A 15543-nucleotide genomic window follows, 5' to 3' on the forward strand; every position below is an offset into this window, starting at 1 on the left:
TTATTCATTTCGGGGAAGTCGCACTCGCCGATCTCGGGGAAGCCGCCTCCGAGAGGCGGGGAGTCCGTCTCGTGAGAGCCGTCCGATCGCCCGGTGAGAGGAGCCTCGTGGAGGAGCGCAGCCGCGTCGCCCCGTGGGCGCCTCCGAGGGCACAGCTGCGCCTGGCCGAGCTTGAGGCCGAGGTGGACGGGCTGGGGCTCGACGCGGTCACCCGGCTGGTCGACGCGGTGCTGGCCGAGCACCGGGGCCGCCTCGACGAGGACGGCGTGGTGCTGTACGCGGGCACCAACACGATGAGCGCGCGCGCGAGGGCCGCCCACGAGATCTCCCTGGGCTGCCGCCCGTCGATGGGCTGGCCCGGGGAGAAGTACCAGACCGGCCTGGACGAGCTGGACGTGCTGGAGGTGCTCGCCCCGCTCCAGGTCGCGGCGCTGATGGGCGGCGAGTTCGCCGAGGTGCGGCTGCAGAGCGCGACCCTGGCCAACCTCGCCTGCTACAGCGCGTTCACCCGGCCCGGCGACACGATCGCGGTGCTGCCGGAGACCGCCGGGGGCCACGCCAGCCACCACGCCCAGGGCGCCGCCGGGATCCGGGGCCTGCGGGTGGCCGAGCTGCCCTACGACGCCGAACGGCTCGACGTCGACCACGCGGCCCTGCCGGCGTTCCTGCGCGAGCACCGGCCCGCGCTGGTGGTGATCGGCGCGAGCCTGATGCTGTTCCCGTACGACGTCGCGGAGGTGCGGGCGGCGTGCGACGAGGTGGGGGCCCTGCTGGTCTACGACGCCTCGCACGTGGCCGGGCTGATCGCGGGCGGCCGGTTCCAGCGGCCGCTGGCCGAGGGCGCGCACCTGGTGACCATGTCCACCTACACCTCCTTCGGCGGCCCGCCGGGGGCTGCCGTCGTGACCCGCGACGAGGACCTCGCCCGCCAGGTGGCGGCGGCCGCCTATCCCGGCCTGACCGCCAACTACGACGCCTCACGGCTGGCACCGCTGGTCCTGGCCGCCGCCGAGCACGCCGCAGAGGGTTCCGGGTACGCCGACCGCTGCGCCGCCAACGCCGGGGCGATGGCCAGGGCGCTGGACGGCGCGGGTTTCACCATGGCCGCCGCCCACCTGGGCTGGACCGCCTCGCACCACGTGGCGGTGGACGCCTCCGCGTTCGGCGGCGGGGACGAGGCCGCCCGGCTGCTGGCCGAGGGCGGCGTCTATCTCAGCGGCGTCCATCTGCCAGGACAGCCTCCCGGCGAGCCCATGCGGGGCCTGCGGATCGGCACCCAGGAGGTGACCCGCCGCGGCTTCGGCCCGGAGACCATGGGCGAGGTGGCGGTCCTGATGCGCCGCCTGCTCATCGACGGGCAGGCTCCCGCCACGGTCTACCGGGACGCGGTGGCCCTGCGCCGCGCCACCCCATGATCACGGACCGGCCCGCTCGACCCCCGGGGGTCCGCCCCCAGGCGGGCCGGTCCGCCCATCGCCACTCCCCTTGAGCTCCCCCTGACAGGCGGGCCGGCCCGCGTCCCCCCTGGCGGACCGGTCCGTCGCCTTCCGCCCCACCCGCGCGCGTCCCTTCGTCCGGACGGTTCACCTCACCGCCCGGCGGGAGGGACGCGCGCGGGCCGGGATCGTCGACGCGGTCCCGGCCGGGACCGGGTCAGACCGCGCGGTGGTACTGGTCGGGCCAGCGGGCTTCCGCGGAGCCGAGCTCACGGGCGGCGAGGTTCGGCCAGTAGGGGTTGCGGAGCAGCTCGCGGCCGAGCAGGACGGCGTCGGCCTGGCCCGAGGCGATGATCTCCTCGGCCTGTCCGGGCCGGGTGATCTCCCCGACCGCGCCCACCGGCAGGTCGGTCTCGGCCTTCACCCTGGCCGCGTACGGCACCTGGTAGCCGGGTCCCATGGGGATGCGCGCCCCGGCGACGTTACCGCCGGTCGAGGCGTCGAGCAGGTCGACGCCGTGGGCGAGCAGGTCCTTGGCGAAGCGGACGGTGTCGTCCGCGCTCCAGCCCTCGCGGTCGTCGGCGGGGTCCTCCGCCAGCCAGTCGGTGGCCGAGATCCGGAAGAAGAGGGGGAGCTCGTCCGGCCAGACCGCGCGGACCGCGTCGACGACCCGGAGCGCGAACCGGGTGCGGTTCTCGTACGAGCCGCCGTACTCGTCGGTGCGGCGGTTGCTGAAGGGCGACAGGAACTCGGCGATCAGGTAGCCGTGCGCGCCGTGGATCTCGGCCACCCGGAAGCCCGCGGCCAGCGCCCGCCGCGCCGAGGCGGCGAAGTCGTCCACGATCCGGTCGATGTCGCCGGCGCTCAGCTCCGTGGGGGTGGGGTGGCCGTCGGCGAAGGGGATCGGGCTCGGCCCGACCGGCTGCCAGCCGTGCTCGCCGGGGCCGGTGGGCGCGCCGCCCCGCCAGGGGCTGCGGGTGGAGGCCTTGCGCCCCGCGTGCGCGAGCTGGACGCCGGGCACGGCGCCGTGCTCCAGCAGGAAGCGGGTGATGCGGGTGAACGCCTCCCGCTGGCGGTCGTTCCAGAGCCCGAGGTCGGCCGGGCTGATGCGTCCCTCCGGCGCCACCGCGGTGGCCTCGGTCAGGATGAGCCCGGCGCCGCCCACCGCGCGGGCGGCCAGATGGGACAGGTGCCAGTCGGTTGGCGCTCCCCGGTCCGGCCCCTCGGCCGCCGCGGAGTACTGGCACATCGGGGCCATCCAGACCCGGTTGGGGATGGTGACGGACCTCAACGTCAGGGGCTCGAACAGGGCGCTCACGGCCGTACTCCTTCTCGGGAGGGATCTCGGGGGCGGCGCCCCGGCTTCACGACTAATACGATAGTCTACGTACTACGACAGATGTCAAACTACGACTACTCTCGTACAATCGAGAGGATCCATCAGGAGGGAGTCACCGTGTCGACCGCGTCCGTCAGGGCTCTGGAGCACCCCGCGTGCGGGGAGATCCGTCTGGAGGGCGTGCTGCACGCGCTGTCCGACCCGATGCGCCTCCAGATCGTGCGCTTCCTGTGCCGGCTGGACGAGGACGAGGGCGCCCCCTGCTCGGCGATCGAGCTGGCGGTCGCCAAGTCGACCACCACCCACCACTTCCGGGTGCTGCGCGAGGCCGGCGTGATCAACCAGGTCTACCGGGGCACGGCCAAGCTGAACGCGCTGCGCCGGCGTGACCTCGACACGCTCTTCCCCGGCCTCCTCGGCGCCGTCCTGGCCGCCGACGCGGTCCAGTGCGAGCGCGACGGCTGACCGGACGGCTGACACGATCGCGCCCCGGCGAGCGGTGAGCGGTTCCGGAGTGATCTGGGGGCGGACCGGGTGGTTCCGACGTGATCCAGCGAGCGAGCCGGACGGTTCCGGGGTGATCCGGCGATCGGGCCGGGGGCTTCGGCCGTGATCCGGCGATCGGCCAGGTGGTTCCGGGGTGATCCGCCGGTCGGGCCGGGCGGTTCCGGTGAGGCCGATCTGATCGGGCGGATCGGGAGAGCCGCGAGACGGAGTACCGTCCTGTCATGTGCCGGAGTATCAAGACCCTTCGTGAGCCCTACGCCAGCGACGTGACCGACGACGACGTGCGAGCCGCCGCGCTCCAGTACGTCCGCAAGGTGTCGGGATTCCGCTCTCCCTCGACGCGCAACGCGGAGGCCTTCGAGCGGGCCGTCGAGGCCGTGGCCGCCGCGACCCAGACCCTGCTCGACGAGCTCGAACTGAAGCACGTCTCCCGGGACTGAGCGCGGGCGGCCGGGGACGGTGAGACGACCGGGGACGGCGGAAGGCGGCGGGGAGGCCCGCCCCGGCGGCCGGACCCGCCGGGCCCGGTCCCACCGGGCCCGGTCCCGTCTCCGGGCGGTCTCACCGGGCGTCGGCCCCGTCTCCTGGACGGCGGCCCCCGTCTCCGTCTCCGGACGGCGGTCCCGCCCCGGGGCGGCGGTCAGTCGTGCGTGTTCGAGGAGCGGAAGAGCCTGCTCACGAACATGACCACCACGCCCACCAGCCCGATGATCAGAGCCCACTTGAGGAGCGTGAAGAGGAAGCCCAGAACCGAGCCCAGCAGCAGGAAGCCGATCACCACGGCCGCCACGATCAGAAGAATTCGTCCCATGCACTCCACGCTAGGCCCCCGCCTGGCCCGGCGGCAGGCCGGAGCCCCGATGTCAGGGACAAGCCAGGGTTCTCCCTCATGACCTCCGTGACCTCCGTGACCTCCCCGCCGCCCGGGGACCGGGGGGCGGCGGTTCTCCAGGGTCCGCGAGGACCGCGAGCTCCCCGGGATCCCAGTGATCCCAGGGATCACGACAGGGGAGGACCTTCGACGAGCCCGCCCTCGTAGGCCGCGCTGACGAGCTGGGCCCGGTCGCGGGGGGCAGTTTGGCCAGGAGGCGGCCGATGTGGGTCTTGACCGTGCCGACGGTGAGGTGAAGGTGCCCCGCGATCTCGGAGTTGGACATCCGTTCGCTGGTTCTCAGTGTTTTTCTGTGAGGGTCAGCGAGCCGCCGCGTTTTCCCGAAGGCCGGGCTCCGTTCTCGTCCGGGGGCGGGAACGGAGCCCGGGAGCCTTGAGATCAGCGGAGGGCGGAGCGCCCGCCGACGATCGGGAGGATGATCGAGCTGGAGCCCGGTTCGACCGAGACGCCGGTGCCCGGGGGCAGGCGCAGGGTGAAGTCGCGGTCGGTGGAGGCGAGCACGACGCCGATCCGGTGGCCGGCCTTGACGACGTAGTCGTTCGGCTGGAGGTCGAAGCGGAAGTCGTAGAAGCGGCCCTCGCGCAGGAGCTCGGTCTCGGAGGCGGAGTCGCGGTTGCGGACGTCGAGCCAGCCCCTTGTGATGATCTTGTAGGGGGCGGTCACCGTCCTGTGCTCGGCCAGCCGGGCGCAGCCGGTGTCGCCGGGCACGCCCTGGCCGTAGCAGACCTGGGTGTCGCCGTAGACGACGTCGCCGTACGCGCGGGCGTCGGTGCCGTAGTCGACGAGCAGCGCCGTCAGGTACGGCGAGCGCCCGCCCTCGAACGCGGCGCTCACCGCGACCTTGGGGGTGCCGGACAGCCGCGCGTCGCGGGACAGCGGGGCCGTCAGGTAGGCGAGGCGGTTGGGGTCCGTGGCCTCGGCGTTCTCGGCGAGCTGCTCTGCGGTGCGGGCGCTCTGGTCGACGAAGGACTCGACGGGACGGTCCCGGGGGCGGTCCTCGCTCAGGGTGCCGTTGCGGCCGTCCTTGCCGGCGGCCAGGTGGAGCCGCGCGTCGCGGGTGCCGGGCAGCGGCCAGGAGGCGTGCCGGGCCCACTGTCCCGGGCCCGACTCCACGTCGGCCTGCGGCTCGTCCATGATGCCGTTGCGCAGGCCGTACAGGTGGAAGTCGAACCAGCGGTGGAGCTGGCGCAGCCACTCGGCGTTGCGCCCGGCGAAGGAGAACGGGTTGAAGTGCGCGCCCTGGTGCAGCCAGATCTTGCGGGGCACGTCGCGCTTGGCGAGGGCGTCCCACCACTGGACGGCCTGCTTGGTCTTGACGTTCCAGTCGTTGAGGCCGTGCACCAGGAAGACGGCGGCGCGGACCTTGCGCACGTCGTTGAGGTAGTTGCGCTCGTCCCAGAACTTGGAGTAGTCGCCGGTGACCCGGTCCTGGTCCTGTTCGATCCGGTCCATCAGCGCGCCGCAGGTCTGTTCGGCGTTCTCGCGGGTCAGGACGTAGCGGGCGAGCACGTCGGCGTCCTCACCCTGGTAGCCGCCGGGCGCCAGCACGCCGCCGTTGGCGCGGTAGTAGTCGTACCAGGAGGAGATGGCCGCGATCGGCACGATCGCCTTGAGTCCCTCGACCCCGGTCGCGGCGACGGCGTTGGGCAGCGTGCCGTTGTAGGAGACGCCGATCATGCCGACGTTCCCGGTGGACCAGCCGGCCGTGATCTCGTTCCCGGCCGCGTCGAACCCGCGGGCGCGGCCGTTGAGCCAGTCGATCGCGGCCTTGGGGCCCGCGGTCTCGTTGGCCAGGCCGGTGGTGGGGCAGCCGGTCGCCCGGCCCGAGCCGAGGTTCTCCACCAGCGCGATCGCGTAGCCGCGCGGCACGAAGTAGTTGTCGTAGTAGCCGCGGAAGGGCGGCGCGGCGGCGCGGTTCACGTCGGAGCCGTCGACGCCGAACATCTCGTCGCGCAGGTCGTTGAACTTGTTGCGCCGGTACTCCATGCCCGCGGGGTCGGAGCCGTCGAGGTCGACGACGTGGTTGGCCACGTCGTTGCCGCCCGCGTAGTAGGGGCTGGCCTCCATGATGACCGGGACCTTCAGTCCCGAGGCGGTCTCCTTGGGGCGCATGATGTCGACGGCGACCCGGTCGGGGCGGCCGTCGGCGTCGCTGTCGACCCCGGCGACCTCGACGAACACGGTCTCGGTGAGGGCGTCGGCGCGCGAGTAGACCGGCTGGGTCTCGCCGTTCTCGATCGGGGGGGCCGCGGATCGCGCGGCGGCGGCGGGCAAGGCGCCGGTGGGCAGCGCACCGGCGGGAAGCACGGCGGCCGGCAGTACGCCGCTTGGCAGGGTGACCGCCAGTGCGACGATGACCGTCTTCCATCTGTTCATCGAGGAAAGCTCCCAGAGGGTCGCTGAAAAACTGACAACTCCGGTCAATCTCCTGCGAAGCAATCTTGACCTGCAAGATCGAAGATATAACGAATAAGCGGCTATCTCGCGTTACGCGCGAGTTCCAGCGCGTATTCGGGGAACCAGTCGCCGGCGCGGGGCTCTCCCCGGTGGCATTCGCCGTCGGACTCGCCGGGCCGTTTGATCCACAGGAAGGCGTCGATCCGCTCGTCGCCGGTCTCGGTGGTCGGCTCCGCGCCGAGCGCGCGGCCCTTGGGGTTGCACCACGCGTCGTCGCCCCGCGCGTCGCGGACGGGGCCGTTGCCGTTGCGCGAGGTGTCGAGGACGTAGCGGGCCCCGCCGACCGCGTCCGAGAGCCGTTTCGCGACGGCGGCGCTCTCCTCGACGGTGAAGAAGTTGCTGACGTTGAAGGCGAAGCCGTCGGCCTGGGGCACCCCGGCCCTGCGCATGGGCTCGGCCCACTCGCCCGGGTCCTTGATCCAGCCGGCGTTCCCCGCGTCGACGTAGACCTTCGCGTTGGGCTGTTTCTTCAGCGTCTCCACCGCGTCGCGGAGCAGGTCGAGGCGCTCGCCCGCCTGGCCGCCCTGGGTGCAGTTGTCCAGGATGTGGGCGAGCGCGTCGGGCTCGACGACGACCAGGGCGGGCCGGTCGCCGATGCCCTCGGCGAACCGGCCGATCCAGGAGCGGTACTCCTCCGCGTCCGCGGCGCCGCCCGCGGAGAACTGGCCGCAGTCGCGGTTGGGGATGTGGTACGCCACCAGGACCGGGATCCGCTTCGCCGCCTGGGCCTGGGTGGTGATGCCGGCGACCCTGTCCCTCGGGTCCTGGTCGCCGATCCAGATCGCGTTGGGCCGGTCGGCGATCTTACGGATCAGCGCGGCCTCCTCCGCCCTGCCCTCCCCTTCGAGCTCGCGGACCTCCTGGGCGGCGGCGCCGTCGGGGTCGACGTAGAAGTCGCTCGTGTCCTTGGACGCGGTGCCCCCGGGAGCGGCGCTCCCCGAGGCGGCGGGCGGCGCGGGGTCGCCGGTGCAGGCCGCCGTCGCGAGAGCGAGAGCCAGCGCGGCTGCGAGGCCGTACCTGTTCATCGAGTACCTCCGGCGTGGGACCCCGGGCCTGGCGCCGGGGAGCGGGAAAGGGAGTGCGCCGTACGCCGTGAGAGGGCCGGGGGGAGCATGTCAGGCCCCTCCTCGGACGTGGACCCAGCGAGCCGGGGACGGCGTTCCCCGCTCGGTGACCCCGAACAGCATGTACCAGCCCGGGGGCACCAGGGCTGGATTGGAGGGTATCTCCGCGATGATCCCGGTCTTCACCCGGGTGAAGTCCAGCCTGATCGAGCGCTGCTCCACGTCGGTGACGTGGGTGACGGCGCTCGGGCGCATCAGCCGTACCTGGTGGATACGCGCGGCGTCGGGGGTCTGGAAACCGGCCCTGCGGCCCAGGAGGACGCTCTCGCGCCCGCCGGTGAACACCGGCGCCCTCTCGCCGTTGTGCAGGTAGGTCGGCGTGTAGATCTCGATGCGCTGGTCGAAGGTGCCCGGGAGCGAGCCCGCCTTGTCGCCGAAGAGCGGGTCGGAGCCCATGCCGAGCACCCGGCCGTCGGGCAGCAGGAGACCCTCGGCGTGGTAGTTGCGGCCGACGGCGGGCGCCGCCGCCTCGTGGAAGCTGTTGCTCTCCGGGCGGTAGACCTCCGCGCGCAGGACGTCGCTGGCGCCGCGCCCCCGGTAGTCGCTGGAGCCGTTGAAGGAGAACACGCTGTCGTCGGGCAGCAGCACGGCGTTCGGGTAGCGCACCGGGTCGGACAGGTCGGGGCCCCTGACGTAGCGGGGGCTGGCCTCGGTGAGGTCGACGATGGCGGTCCTGGCGGTGGCGTTGGGCAGGCCCGGCTGGCGTTCCCCGACCGGTCCGCCGCCCATCACCATGACCCGCTGGTCCTGCGCGGGCGGCAGCAGCACGGAGGCGCCGGTCTCGTTCAGCTCCGGCTGGGGCAGCCCGGGTACGGGGGTGAACGCCTCCATCTCGTCGGGCGCCACGCCGCCGACGCCGCCCGGGGTCTTCACGAGCCGGTCGGTGTCGCGGCGGTAGTCCCAGATGCCGGGGGGACGCAGCGCGAGCTGGCCGGGGCCGTACCCGGCGCTCATGCCGGAGAAGAAGAGGGTGTCGTCCTCCAGCAGGAACAGCGCGGGGTAGGTGGGGAAGAACCGCTTGGGACCGGGCCGCCAGGTCTTCGTCCTCGGGTCGTAGATCTCGTTGTCCCTGGTGATCTGCCCCACGACGTCGAGGCCGGAGACGGTCATCACCCTGCCGTCGGGCAGGCCGGTCATGGTCGGGTACCAGCGTCCCTCGGTCATGTCCTGGACCTTGGTGTAGCGCTCGGTGACGGGGTCGAACTCGTAGGCGTCCCTGATGCCCTGGAAGTCCTGCTTGTCCAGCGTCATGCTGCCGCCCATGGCGTACAGGTCGCGCTTCTCCCGCCCCTTGAGGCCCTGGATCTCGAACTTGACGGAGCCGGCCGCCGCGCCGAGCAGGCCCGCCGCGCCCTCGGTGACGGCCTCGGCGAACACCTTGGTCTGGCTGGGCCTGATCCGCACCTTCCCCGGCACACCGGTCTCGGCCTTGCGCGCGGGGGGCACGCTGACGTGGGCGAGGGTGCGGTAGACCTGCCCGCCGGGGGCGGTGAGCAGCGTGCCGGGGTGGAACTCCCTGGGCTCGGAGTCGGGGTCCTCGTTCTTGATGACCAGTGCGCCCGCGGCCCGTTTGACCTTGGCCTTCAGCACCTCGAAGCGGCCCGTGCCGCCCGCGATGAGGAGCTTGCCGTCGGGCAGCACCACGTGCCCGGCGCAGAAGAAGTCGACGGGCGTGTCGATGAGCTTGAACTCGTCCGGCGCGCCCGGTCTCGCCGGGTCCCACAGCACGGTCTTGAAGGTGCCCTTGTCGAAGTTGGCGGCGTTGTTGCCGGATCCGGCGACGATGAGCACCTTGCCGGTGTGCAGCAGCGCGGCGTGGATGGCGTTGACCTTGAACTTCTCCGGCACGTCGAGGAAGGTCCAGTGGCCGTGGGTGGCCTTGTAGTCGTCGCCGTTGATGCGGTAGTCGTGCCACGTCTCGGTGGCGAAGCCCGCGACGGCGGGCAGGTTGATCGCGAGGATCGCGGTCACCACCGCCACCCCGACCAGGTGCTTGCGCAGGCGGCTCACGACTCGTCACCGGCCGCTCGCGGGGCGGCCTTGGCCGCCCGCAGGTTCCAGGCCCAGGTCGTGAGCGGCCCGAGGCAGATGACCAGGGCGAGGATCCCCCACAGGGTCATGACCAGGTGGATGTGGCCGGTCCAGAGAACGGTGAGCAGCAGGCCGCCGCCGAAGATCGCCGCCCACCACAGGTGGATGCGGAACGTGGCGATCTGGTCGGGGCTGGCCGAGTCGCCCTTGGGGGTGACGACGAACTTGCTGGGCCTGCGCAGCGCGGCGCCGATCAGCGAGGTGACGTAGATGGGCGCCGACAGCGCCGACATGACCATCCCGGCCACCCCCGAGGAGCCCTCGGGCTCGTGCGGGCTGACGTTGTGCCGCCGGTTCCAGGTGTAGAGCATGACCTGCAGCAGGGCCGCGTCGCCGTACAGCATGAGCCACACGTCCATCGGCACGGTCACGCCCGAGCCCCCGACGGCCATGAACAGGGTGGCGCTGAGCCCGGCCAGCAGCCAGTTGAGCGCGGACATCGGGTAGAAGGTCACCATCAGGGTGTAGTTGAAGAACCGTCCCGGCGAGAGCTTCGGCGCGGCCCTCCAGAACTGGGTGAGCAGCGTCTCGTAGGTGCCCCGGCTCCAGCGCAGCTGCTGGGTGAAGAAGTCGGTCCACGACGACGGCCCCTCCCCCACGGCCAGCACGTCGGGGGTGTAGACCGACATCCAGCGCTGCCCGGTCTCCGGGTCGCGGGAGCGGTGGAACTCGATGCCGGTGGCCATGTCCTCGGTGATCGAGTCGTACAGGCCGCCGATCTGCTTGAGCGCGCGGATGCGCACGGCGTTGTTGGTGCCGACGAACATCGGCGCGCCGTACAGGTTGCCCGCGCGCTGGATCAGCGAGTGGAACAGGAACTGCTGGCTCTCGGCGGCCTTGGTGACCCCGGCGTCGTAGTTGCCGTAGACCTGCGGGCCGACGACGAAGGCCACCCTCGGGTCGCGGAAGTAGCCGAGCATGCGCTCGCAGAACTCCGGGAGCGGTACGTGGTCGGTGTCGACGGAGACGAAGAAGTCGTAGTCGTCGCCGTGCGCGTCCAGCCAGCTGTTGTAGTTGCCGTGCTTGGTCTTGGCGCGGAAGCTCCCCTTGGGCTGGTTCCACCCGGGCACGCCCTTGCGGGTGAAGTGGCGGGCGCCCAGCCAGTCGCACAGCTCGTGGATGTCGGGGTCGTCGCCCTCGTCCAGCAGCCAGACGTCGAACACCCCGTCGTGGCGGATCCTCAGCGCGGCGGCCAGGGTCTCCCTGACCATCTCCAGCGGCTCCTTGCCGGGTACGCAGGTGGTGATGAAGGCCACCCGGGTGCCGGGCTCGGGCGCGACCGGGACCGGGTCCCTGGCCGCCAGCATGGCGTGCACGTTGGAGACCACGCTGACCAGCCGGAAGACCTCGATGAGGGCGATCGCGACGAGCATGATCCGGTCGGCCACCGGCAGGTACCACGGGATCGTGCCGTAGGGGTCGGGCCGGACGGTCCAGTGCTCGGGCAGCAGCAGCCAGGCCATCAGGGTGAACTCCACGAGAAGCGCCGCGACCATCAGCAGCACCGCCCGCACCCGGTGCGGCTCGGTGGCCAGCAGGGAGCGGTAGCCCACGCGGTAGGGCACCCCGGGTTCCGGCTCGGTCACCGGCCCGGCGAGCCTGCTGAACCTCTCGTAGTCGTAAGGAGCGTTCTTCGCGGCTCCGGCGGGGGCGCTCATCGATCCAGCGGCCTCGGAGCACACGAAAACAAGCCCAGCACTGTGTTCCCCCAGGTAGATCGCGTAGGCCGCTTCTCGTCAAGGCGAAGTCACATACGGCCCGCGTAGTGATAAATCGTGACACATCTTATTCGGATCGGTAAGCAAGATCTCCCCAACCCGGGGATGTGCGGAACATTTCACCCGGCTTGTTAGTTTAAGTTTCAACAACCGAGGCGAGAGGACAACCAGACATGAACGTCGACATCCGCAGGTCGGGCGAGCGTCCGGGCACCAAGATCCAGTGGCTGGACTCGAAGCACTCCTTCTCCTTCGGCCGCCACCAGGACCCGGGCAACACCCACCACGGCGTGCTGCTCGTCAACAACGACGACGTCGTCAAGCCGGGCACCGGCTTCGACACCCACCCCCACCAGGACATGGAGATCGTCACCTGGGTGCTGCGCGGCTCCCTCGTCCACCAGGACTCCGAGGGCCACTCCGGGGTGATCTATCCGGGACTGGCCCAGCGGATGAGCGCGGGGACGGGCATCCTCCATTCGGAGAAGAACGACTCGTGGCGGCTCCAGGGCGAGCGGCACACCGATCCGGTGCACTTCGTCCAGATGTGGGTGGTGCCGGACGAGGGCGGGCTCACCCCCGGTTACGAGCAGCTGGAGATCGACGCCGACCTGCTCGGCGGCGCCCTGGTCCCGGTCGCCTCGGGCATGGCCAGGGACGCGGGCCGCAGCGCCATCCGCATCAACAACAGGTACGCCGCGCTGCACGTGGCGAGGCTCCAGCCGGGCCAGAGCGTGGAACTGCCCGAGGCGCCGTTCCTGCACCTGTTCGTCCCCCGGGGCACCGTCGACCTGGAGGGGGCCGGACCTCTCGCCGAGGGCGACGCCGTCCGCTTCACCGCCACCGGCGGCCAGCGCGTCACCGCGACCGGCCCGGCCGAGATCCTGGTCTGGGAGATGCACGCCACCCTCGCCGCCTGACGCGCGCCTCTCACCACCCGGCGTACGCGACCCTCGCCACCCGACAAGCCTCTCGCCAACCGACACGCTTCTCGCCACCCGTGCGCGCGGCGCGGCGCGAAAACCCGTACCCGGGCCGGGCGCGGTCCTGGCAGGCTGTGCGGATGGAGGTACGGTACGTCCCGGATCACTCGATACTGTCGGTGGTGGTCGGCTCGCGGGCATACGGGCTGGAGACCGAGGGGTCGGACGTCGACCGGCGCGGGGTCTTCGTCGCGCCGACCCGGCTGTTCTGGCGGCTGGCCAAGCCGCCCACGCACGTCGACGGGCCACTGCCCGAGCAGTTCTCGTGGGAGGTCGAGCGGTTCTGCGGGCTCGCGCTGGAGGCCAACCCGACGGTCCTGGAGTGCCTGTGGTCGCCGATCGTCGAGCACACCACCCCCGCGGGCGAGGACCTGCTCGCCATCCGGGACGCCTTCGTGTCCGGGCGCGCCAACCGGACCTTCACCGGATACGCCGACGCCCAGTTCCGCCGCCTGGACCCCGCGCGCCCCAAGTGGAAGCAGGCCATGCACATGATCCGCCTGCTGCTCAGCGGCCTGCACCTGGCCCGCCACGGCGAGCCCCTGGTCCGGATGGACGCCCACCGCGACCGGCTGCTCGCCGTACGGCGGGGAGAGCTCTCCTGGGACGAGGTCGACCGCTGGCGCTCCGAGCTGCTGGCGAGGTTCGGCGATACGGACGCGCTGCCCGCCGAGCCCGACCGGCGGCGCGTGGAGGAGTATCTGACGCGCACCAGGGAGGCGGCACTGTGACCGGCCGGGATCCCCGCCGACCTTCCCGACACCGCGCCGTCGGCGGGCGCGGTGCACGACCTCGTCGTCCGTGCCCGCCTGGCGACGAGGACCGCCGGGGCCTGAGGCGTCGTACGGGAGTCAGAGCCTGGGGTCGGAGCCCAGGGGCGGGGAGGCGGGCACCGGCGCCTGAGCCTGGCGCGGGCGGAGCGCCTCGCCGCCGGGCGGCGTCTCCCACCAGTTCTCCAGCATGGGCACGTCGACGGTGTCGACGCGCTCGCCGGGACGGGGAACGGCGATGCGGACGTCGCGGGCCTTGGCCTCGCGCCACAGGCGGTCGACCGGCTCGGCCCACGGGTGGGTGGCGAGGGCGAAGGTCGCCCAGTGGACGGGGAGGAGCAGTTTGCCGCCCAGGTCGAGGTGGGCGTTGACCGCCTCCTCGGGGTCCATGTGGATGTCGGTCCAGGCGGCGTTGTAGGCGCCGATCGGCATGAGCGTGAGGTCGAACGGGCCGTGCGCGGCGCCGATCCCCGCGTAACCGTCGAAGTATCCGGAGTCTCCGGCGTAGAAGACCCTCTTCTCCCCGGCCGCGATCACCCAGGAGCCCCACAGGGTGACGTTGCGGTTGAGGGTGCGGCCGGAGAAGTGGCGGGCGGCGGTGGCGACGAACCGCAGGCCCGCGACGGTCGCCTCCTCGTCCCAGTCGAGCTCGACGATCCGGGCGGCGGGCACGCCCCACCGCTCCAGGTGGGCGCCGATGCCCAGCGGCACCAGGAACGGGGCGGTCTGCAGCGCGGTGAGCCCGCGGACCGTCGCGCGGTCGAGGTGGTCGTAGTGGTCGTGCGAGATCACGATCGCGTCCAGCGGCGGGAGGCCCGCCAGCGGCCCCGGCACCGGGTGCAGGCGCCGCGGGCCGACCAGTTGGGAGGGCGAGGCGCGCCTGCTCCACACCGGGTCGACGAGCACGCGGCGGCCCTCGATCTCCAGCAGCGCGGTGGCGTGGCCGTACCAGATGACGCTCAGCCCCGCCGGGGACGGGCCGCCGGACGGCGAGGTCACCACGGGGATCGCGGTGGCCGGGCGGCGCTCCTCGCGGTTGCGGAACATGTTCCAGGCGATCTCCCGCGCGCTCTGCGGGGAGGGCACGAAGCCGCCGGGCACGGAGTTGCGGAAGACGCCGTCGTGGAACCGCGGCGAGCGGCGCATCCGCTCCAGCCGCTCCCCCTCGGCCCTGCCCCCGAGCTCCGCTGGGATGTCCTTCAACGCCCAGCCGGCGGCGGCCAGCGCCAGCCCGCCCGCGAGGAGACGCCCGATCGACCTGTTGCCCGCCATGCGGCTCACGCTCCTGCGCTCCCGAAACCTGCCCGTGCCTGCAGAACGTACCTCGGCTCCACCGGTGTTCCCGTTACGCTCTGGGCGAGACGGGCCGCCCGGAGACGACGCGCGGGAACGCGGGAGGCGCTACGGCGCGAGGTGCCGCTCGACGGTGGCGACCTTGGTCTCCAGGCGTCCGCCCGCTCCCTCGCGGATGTCCGCCTTGAGGACGAGGCTGACCCGCCCGGCACGGGCCTCGACCGCCGCGACGGCGTCCTTGACGACGGCCATGACCTCGTCCCAGGTCTCGCCCTCGACCGTGGTGAACATGGCGTCGGTCCTGTTGGGCAGGCCGGAGGCGCGGACGACGCGCACGGCCTCGGAGACGAGCTCGCCGACGTCCTCCCCCGCTCCGATCGGGGTCACGCTGAACGCCACGAGCACCGACATGGTCCGCCCTTTCCTCGCAGATCTTCTTCTCGTCATCCTATAGGGATATATCGGTCACTCGACCTATCGACCTGTGGCACGATTTGTCTTTATAGAGTCAGCTATAGATAATCTATCAAGCTGACAATATATCGTATTGTTACCTCCTGCCCCGATCCCGATGGTGGCAGACCATCCAAACTGTTCGTAATATCCAAAAGTGCCGACACGGAGAATCCGGAATGGAGCTCCGCCGCACGACCGGTCTCCGTCGCGGCGTGTCCCTCACAGCCGGCAACCTCCCACCGAGTCCGCCCCGATTCCCCTCACCCCCGGGATCCACCTCGTCGACGCCACCCGTTCCGGCGCCGGCATACGAGATCGTCGCAGATCACTTCCTCCGCTCCACCACGGGTGACGGCGGCCGGGCACCGCCGCGGCGTGACGACCTTCTCGGTTCACCACCGTTCCCGACCTCACCGGTCCTGAAAAGTCATGTTAAATGTGCGAGAAAGCCAGTGAAGCCGGATGGACGGCATCCTT

At 71.7% G+C, this 15543-nt stretch carries 13 protein-coding genes; 5 read left to right on the forward strand and 8 right to left on the reverse strand.

What is annotated here, in order from left to right:
- Positions 1-107 precede the first annotated feature (107 nt).
- Positions 108-1415 (forward strand): serine hydroxymethyltransferase, encoded by a 1308-nt coding sequence (gene glyA / locus ACSC1Q_RS16785; RefSeq protein WP_436759638.1) that lies wholly within the window; start codon positions 108-110, stop codon positions 1413-1415.
- 238 nt (positions 1416-1653) lie between these two features.
- Here glyA and ACSC1Q_RS16790 read toward each other — a convergent pair whose 3' ends face one another.
- The gene (locus tag ACSC1Q_RS16790; RefSeq protein WP_436759639.1) at positions 1654-2754 is read right to left on the reverse strand and encodes an NADH:flavin oxidoreductase/NADH oxidase; all 1101 of its coding nucleotides are present in this window, start codon (positions 2752-2754) and stop codon (positions 1654-1656) included.
- Positions 2755-2892: 138 nt separating this feature from the next.
- On the opposite strand from ACSC1Q_RS16790, the gene ACSC1Q_RS16795 reads away from it, so the two are divergent.
- Positions 2893-3240 (forward strand): ArsR/SmtB family transcription factor, encoded by a 348-nt coding sequence (locus ACSC1Q_RS16795; protein WP_436759640.1) that lies wholly within the window; start codon positions 2893-2895, stop codon positions 3238-3240.
- A gap of 263 nt (positions 3241-3503) precedes the next feature.
- A complete protein-coding gene (locus ACSC1Q_RS16800) occupies positions 3504-3722 on the forward strand; it encodes a DUF2277 domain-containing protein (protein ID WP_436759641.1) in 219 nt (72 codons plus the stop codon).
- Positions 3723-3922: 200 nt separating this feature from the next.
- Here ACSC1Q_RS16800 and ACSC1Q_RS16805 read toward each other — a convergent pair whose 3' ends face one another.
- The 5 genes from ACSC1Q_RS16805 to ACSC1Q_RS16825 all read right to left on the reverse strand — a co-directional run bounded on the left by ACSC1Q_RS16805 (position 3923) and on the right by ACSC1Q_RS16825 (position 11504).
- The gene (locus ACSC1Q_RS16805; protein ID WP_436759642.1) at positions 3923-4093 is read right to left on the reverse strand and encodes a hypothetical protein; all 171 of its coding nucleotides are present in this window, start codon (positions 4091-4093) and stop codon (positions 3923-3925) included.
- Between the two features lie 459 nt (positions 4094-4552).
- Positions 4553-6550: a Xaa-Pro dipeptidyl-peptidase gene (locus ACSC1Q_RS16810; protein WP_436759643.1), complete on the reverse strand. Its 1998-nt coding sequence runs from the start codon at positions 6548-6550 to the stop codon at positions 4553-4555.
- Between the two features lie 101 nt (positions 6551-6651).
- A complete protein-coding gene (locus ACSC1Q_RS16815; RefSeq protein ID WP_436759644.1) occupies positions 6652-7656 on the reverse strand; it encodes a glycoside hydrolase family 6 protein in 1005 nt (334 codons plus the stop codon).
- 90 nt (positions 7657-7746) lie between these two features.
- The gene (gene glxA, locus ACSC1Q_RS16820) at positions 7747-9765 is read right to left on the reverse strand and encodes a radical copper oxidase GlxA (RefSeq protein WP_436759645.1); all 2019 of its coding nucleotides are present in this window, start codon (positions 9763-9765) and stop codon (positions 7747-7749) included.
- The gene (locus ACSC1Q_RS16825; RefSeq protein ID WP_436759646.1) at positions 9762-11504 is read right to left on the reverse strand and encodes a glycosyltransferase family 2 protein; all 1743 of its coding nucleotides are present in this window, start codon (positions 11502-11504) and stop codon (positions 9762-9764) included. The genes glxA and ACSC1Q_RS16825 overlap by 4 nt, the downstream gene beginning before the upstream one ends.
- 233 nt (positions 11505-11737) lie before the next feature.
- On the opposite strand from ACSC1Q_RS16825, the gene ACSC1Q_RS16830 reads away from it, so the two are divergent.
- Positions 11738-12484 carry a pirin family protein gene (locus tag ACSC1Q_RS16830; RefSeq protein WP_436759647.1) on the forward strand — a complete coding sequence of 249 codons (747 nt, stop codon included), beginning with the start codon at positions 11738-11740 and terminating at the stop codon, positions 12482-12484.
- Between the two features lie 143 nt (positions 12485-12627).
- Entirely contained in the window at positions 12628-13278 is a 651-nt protein-coding gene (locus tag ACSC1Q_RS16835) for a nucleotidyltransferase domain-containing protein (RefSeq protein ID WP_436759648.1), read from the forward strand.
- 120 nt (positions 13279-13398) lie between these two features.
- Here the strand turns inward: ACSC1Q_RS16835 and ACSC1Q_RS16840 are convergent, their stop codons facing one another.
- Together ACSC1Q_RS16840 and ACSC1Q_RS16845 are read right to left on the reverse strand one after the other, a co-directional pair.
- Positions 13399-14589 (reverse strand): MBL fold metallo-hydrolase, encoded by a 1191-nt coding sequence (locus ACSC1Q_RS16840; protein ID WP_436759649.1) that lies wholly within the window; start codon positions 14587-14589, stop codon positions 13399-13401.
- A gap of 129 nt (positions 14590-14718) precedes the next feature.
- Entirely contained in the window at positions 14719-15021 is a 303-nt protein-coding gene (locus ACSC1Q_RS16845) for a thiamine-binding protein (protein ID WP_436759650.1), read from the reverse strand.
- Positions 15022-15543: the final 522 nt, after the last annotated feature.

Source organism: Streptosporangium heterodermiicola, from assembly GCF_051390675.1.
In the GTDB taxonomy this organism is placed as follows: Bacteria; Actinomycetota; Actinomycetes; order Streptosporangiales; family Streptosporangiaceae; genus Streptosporangium.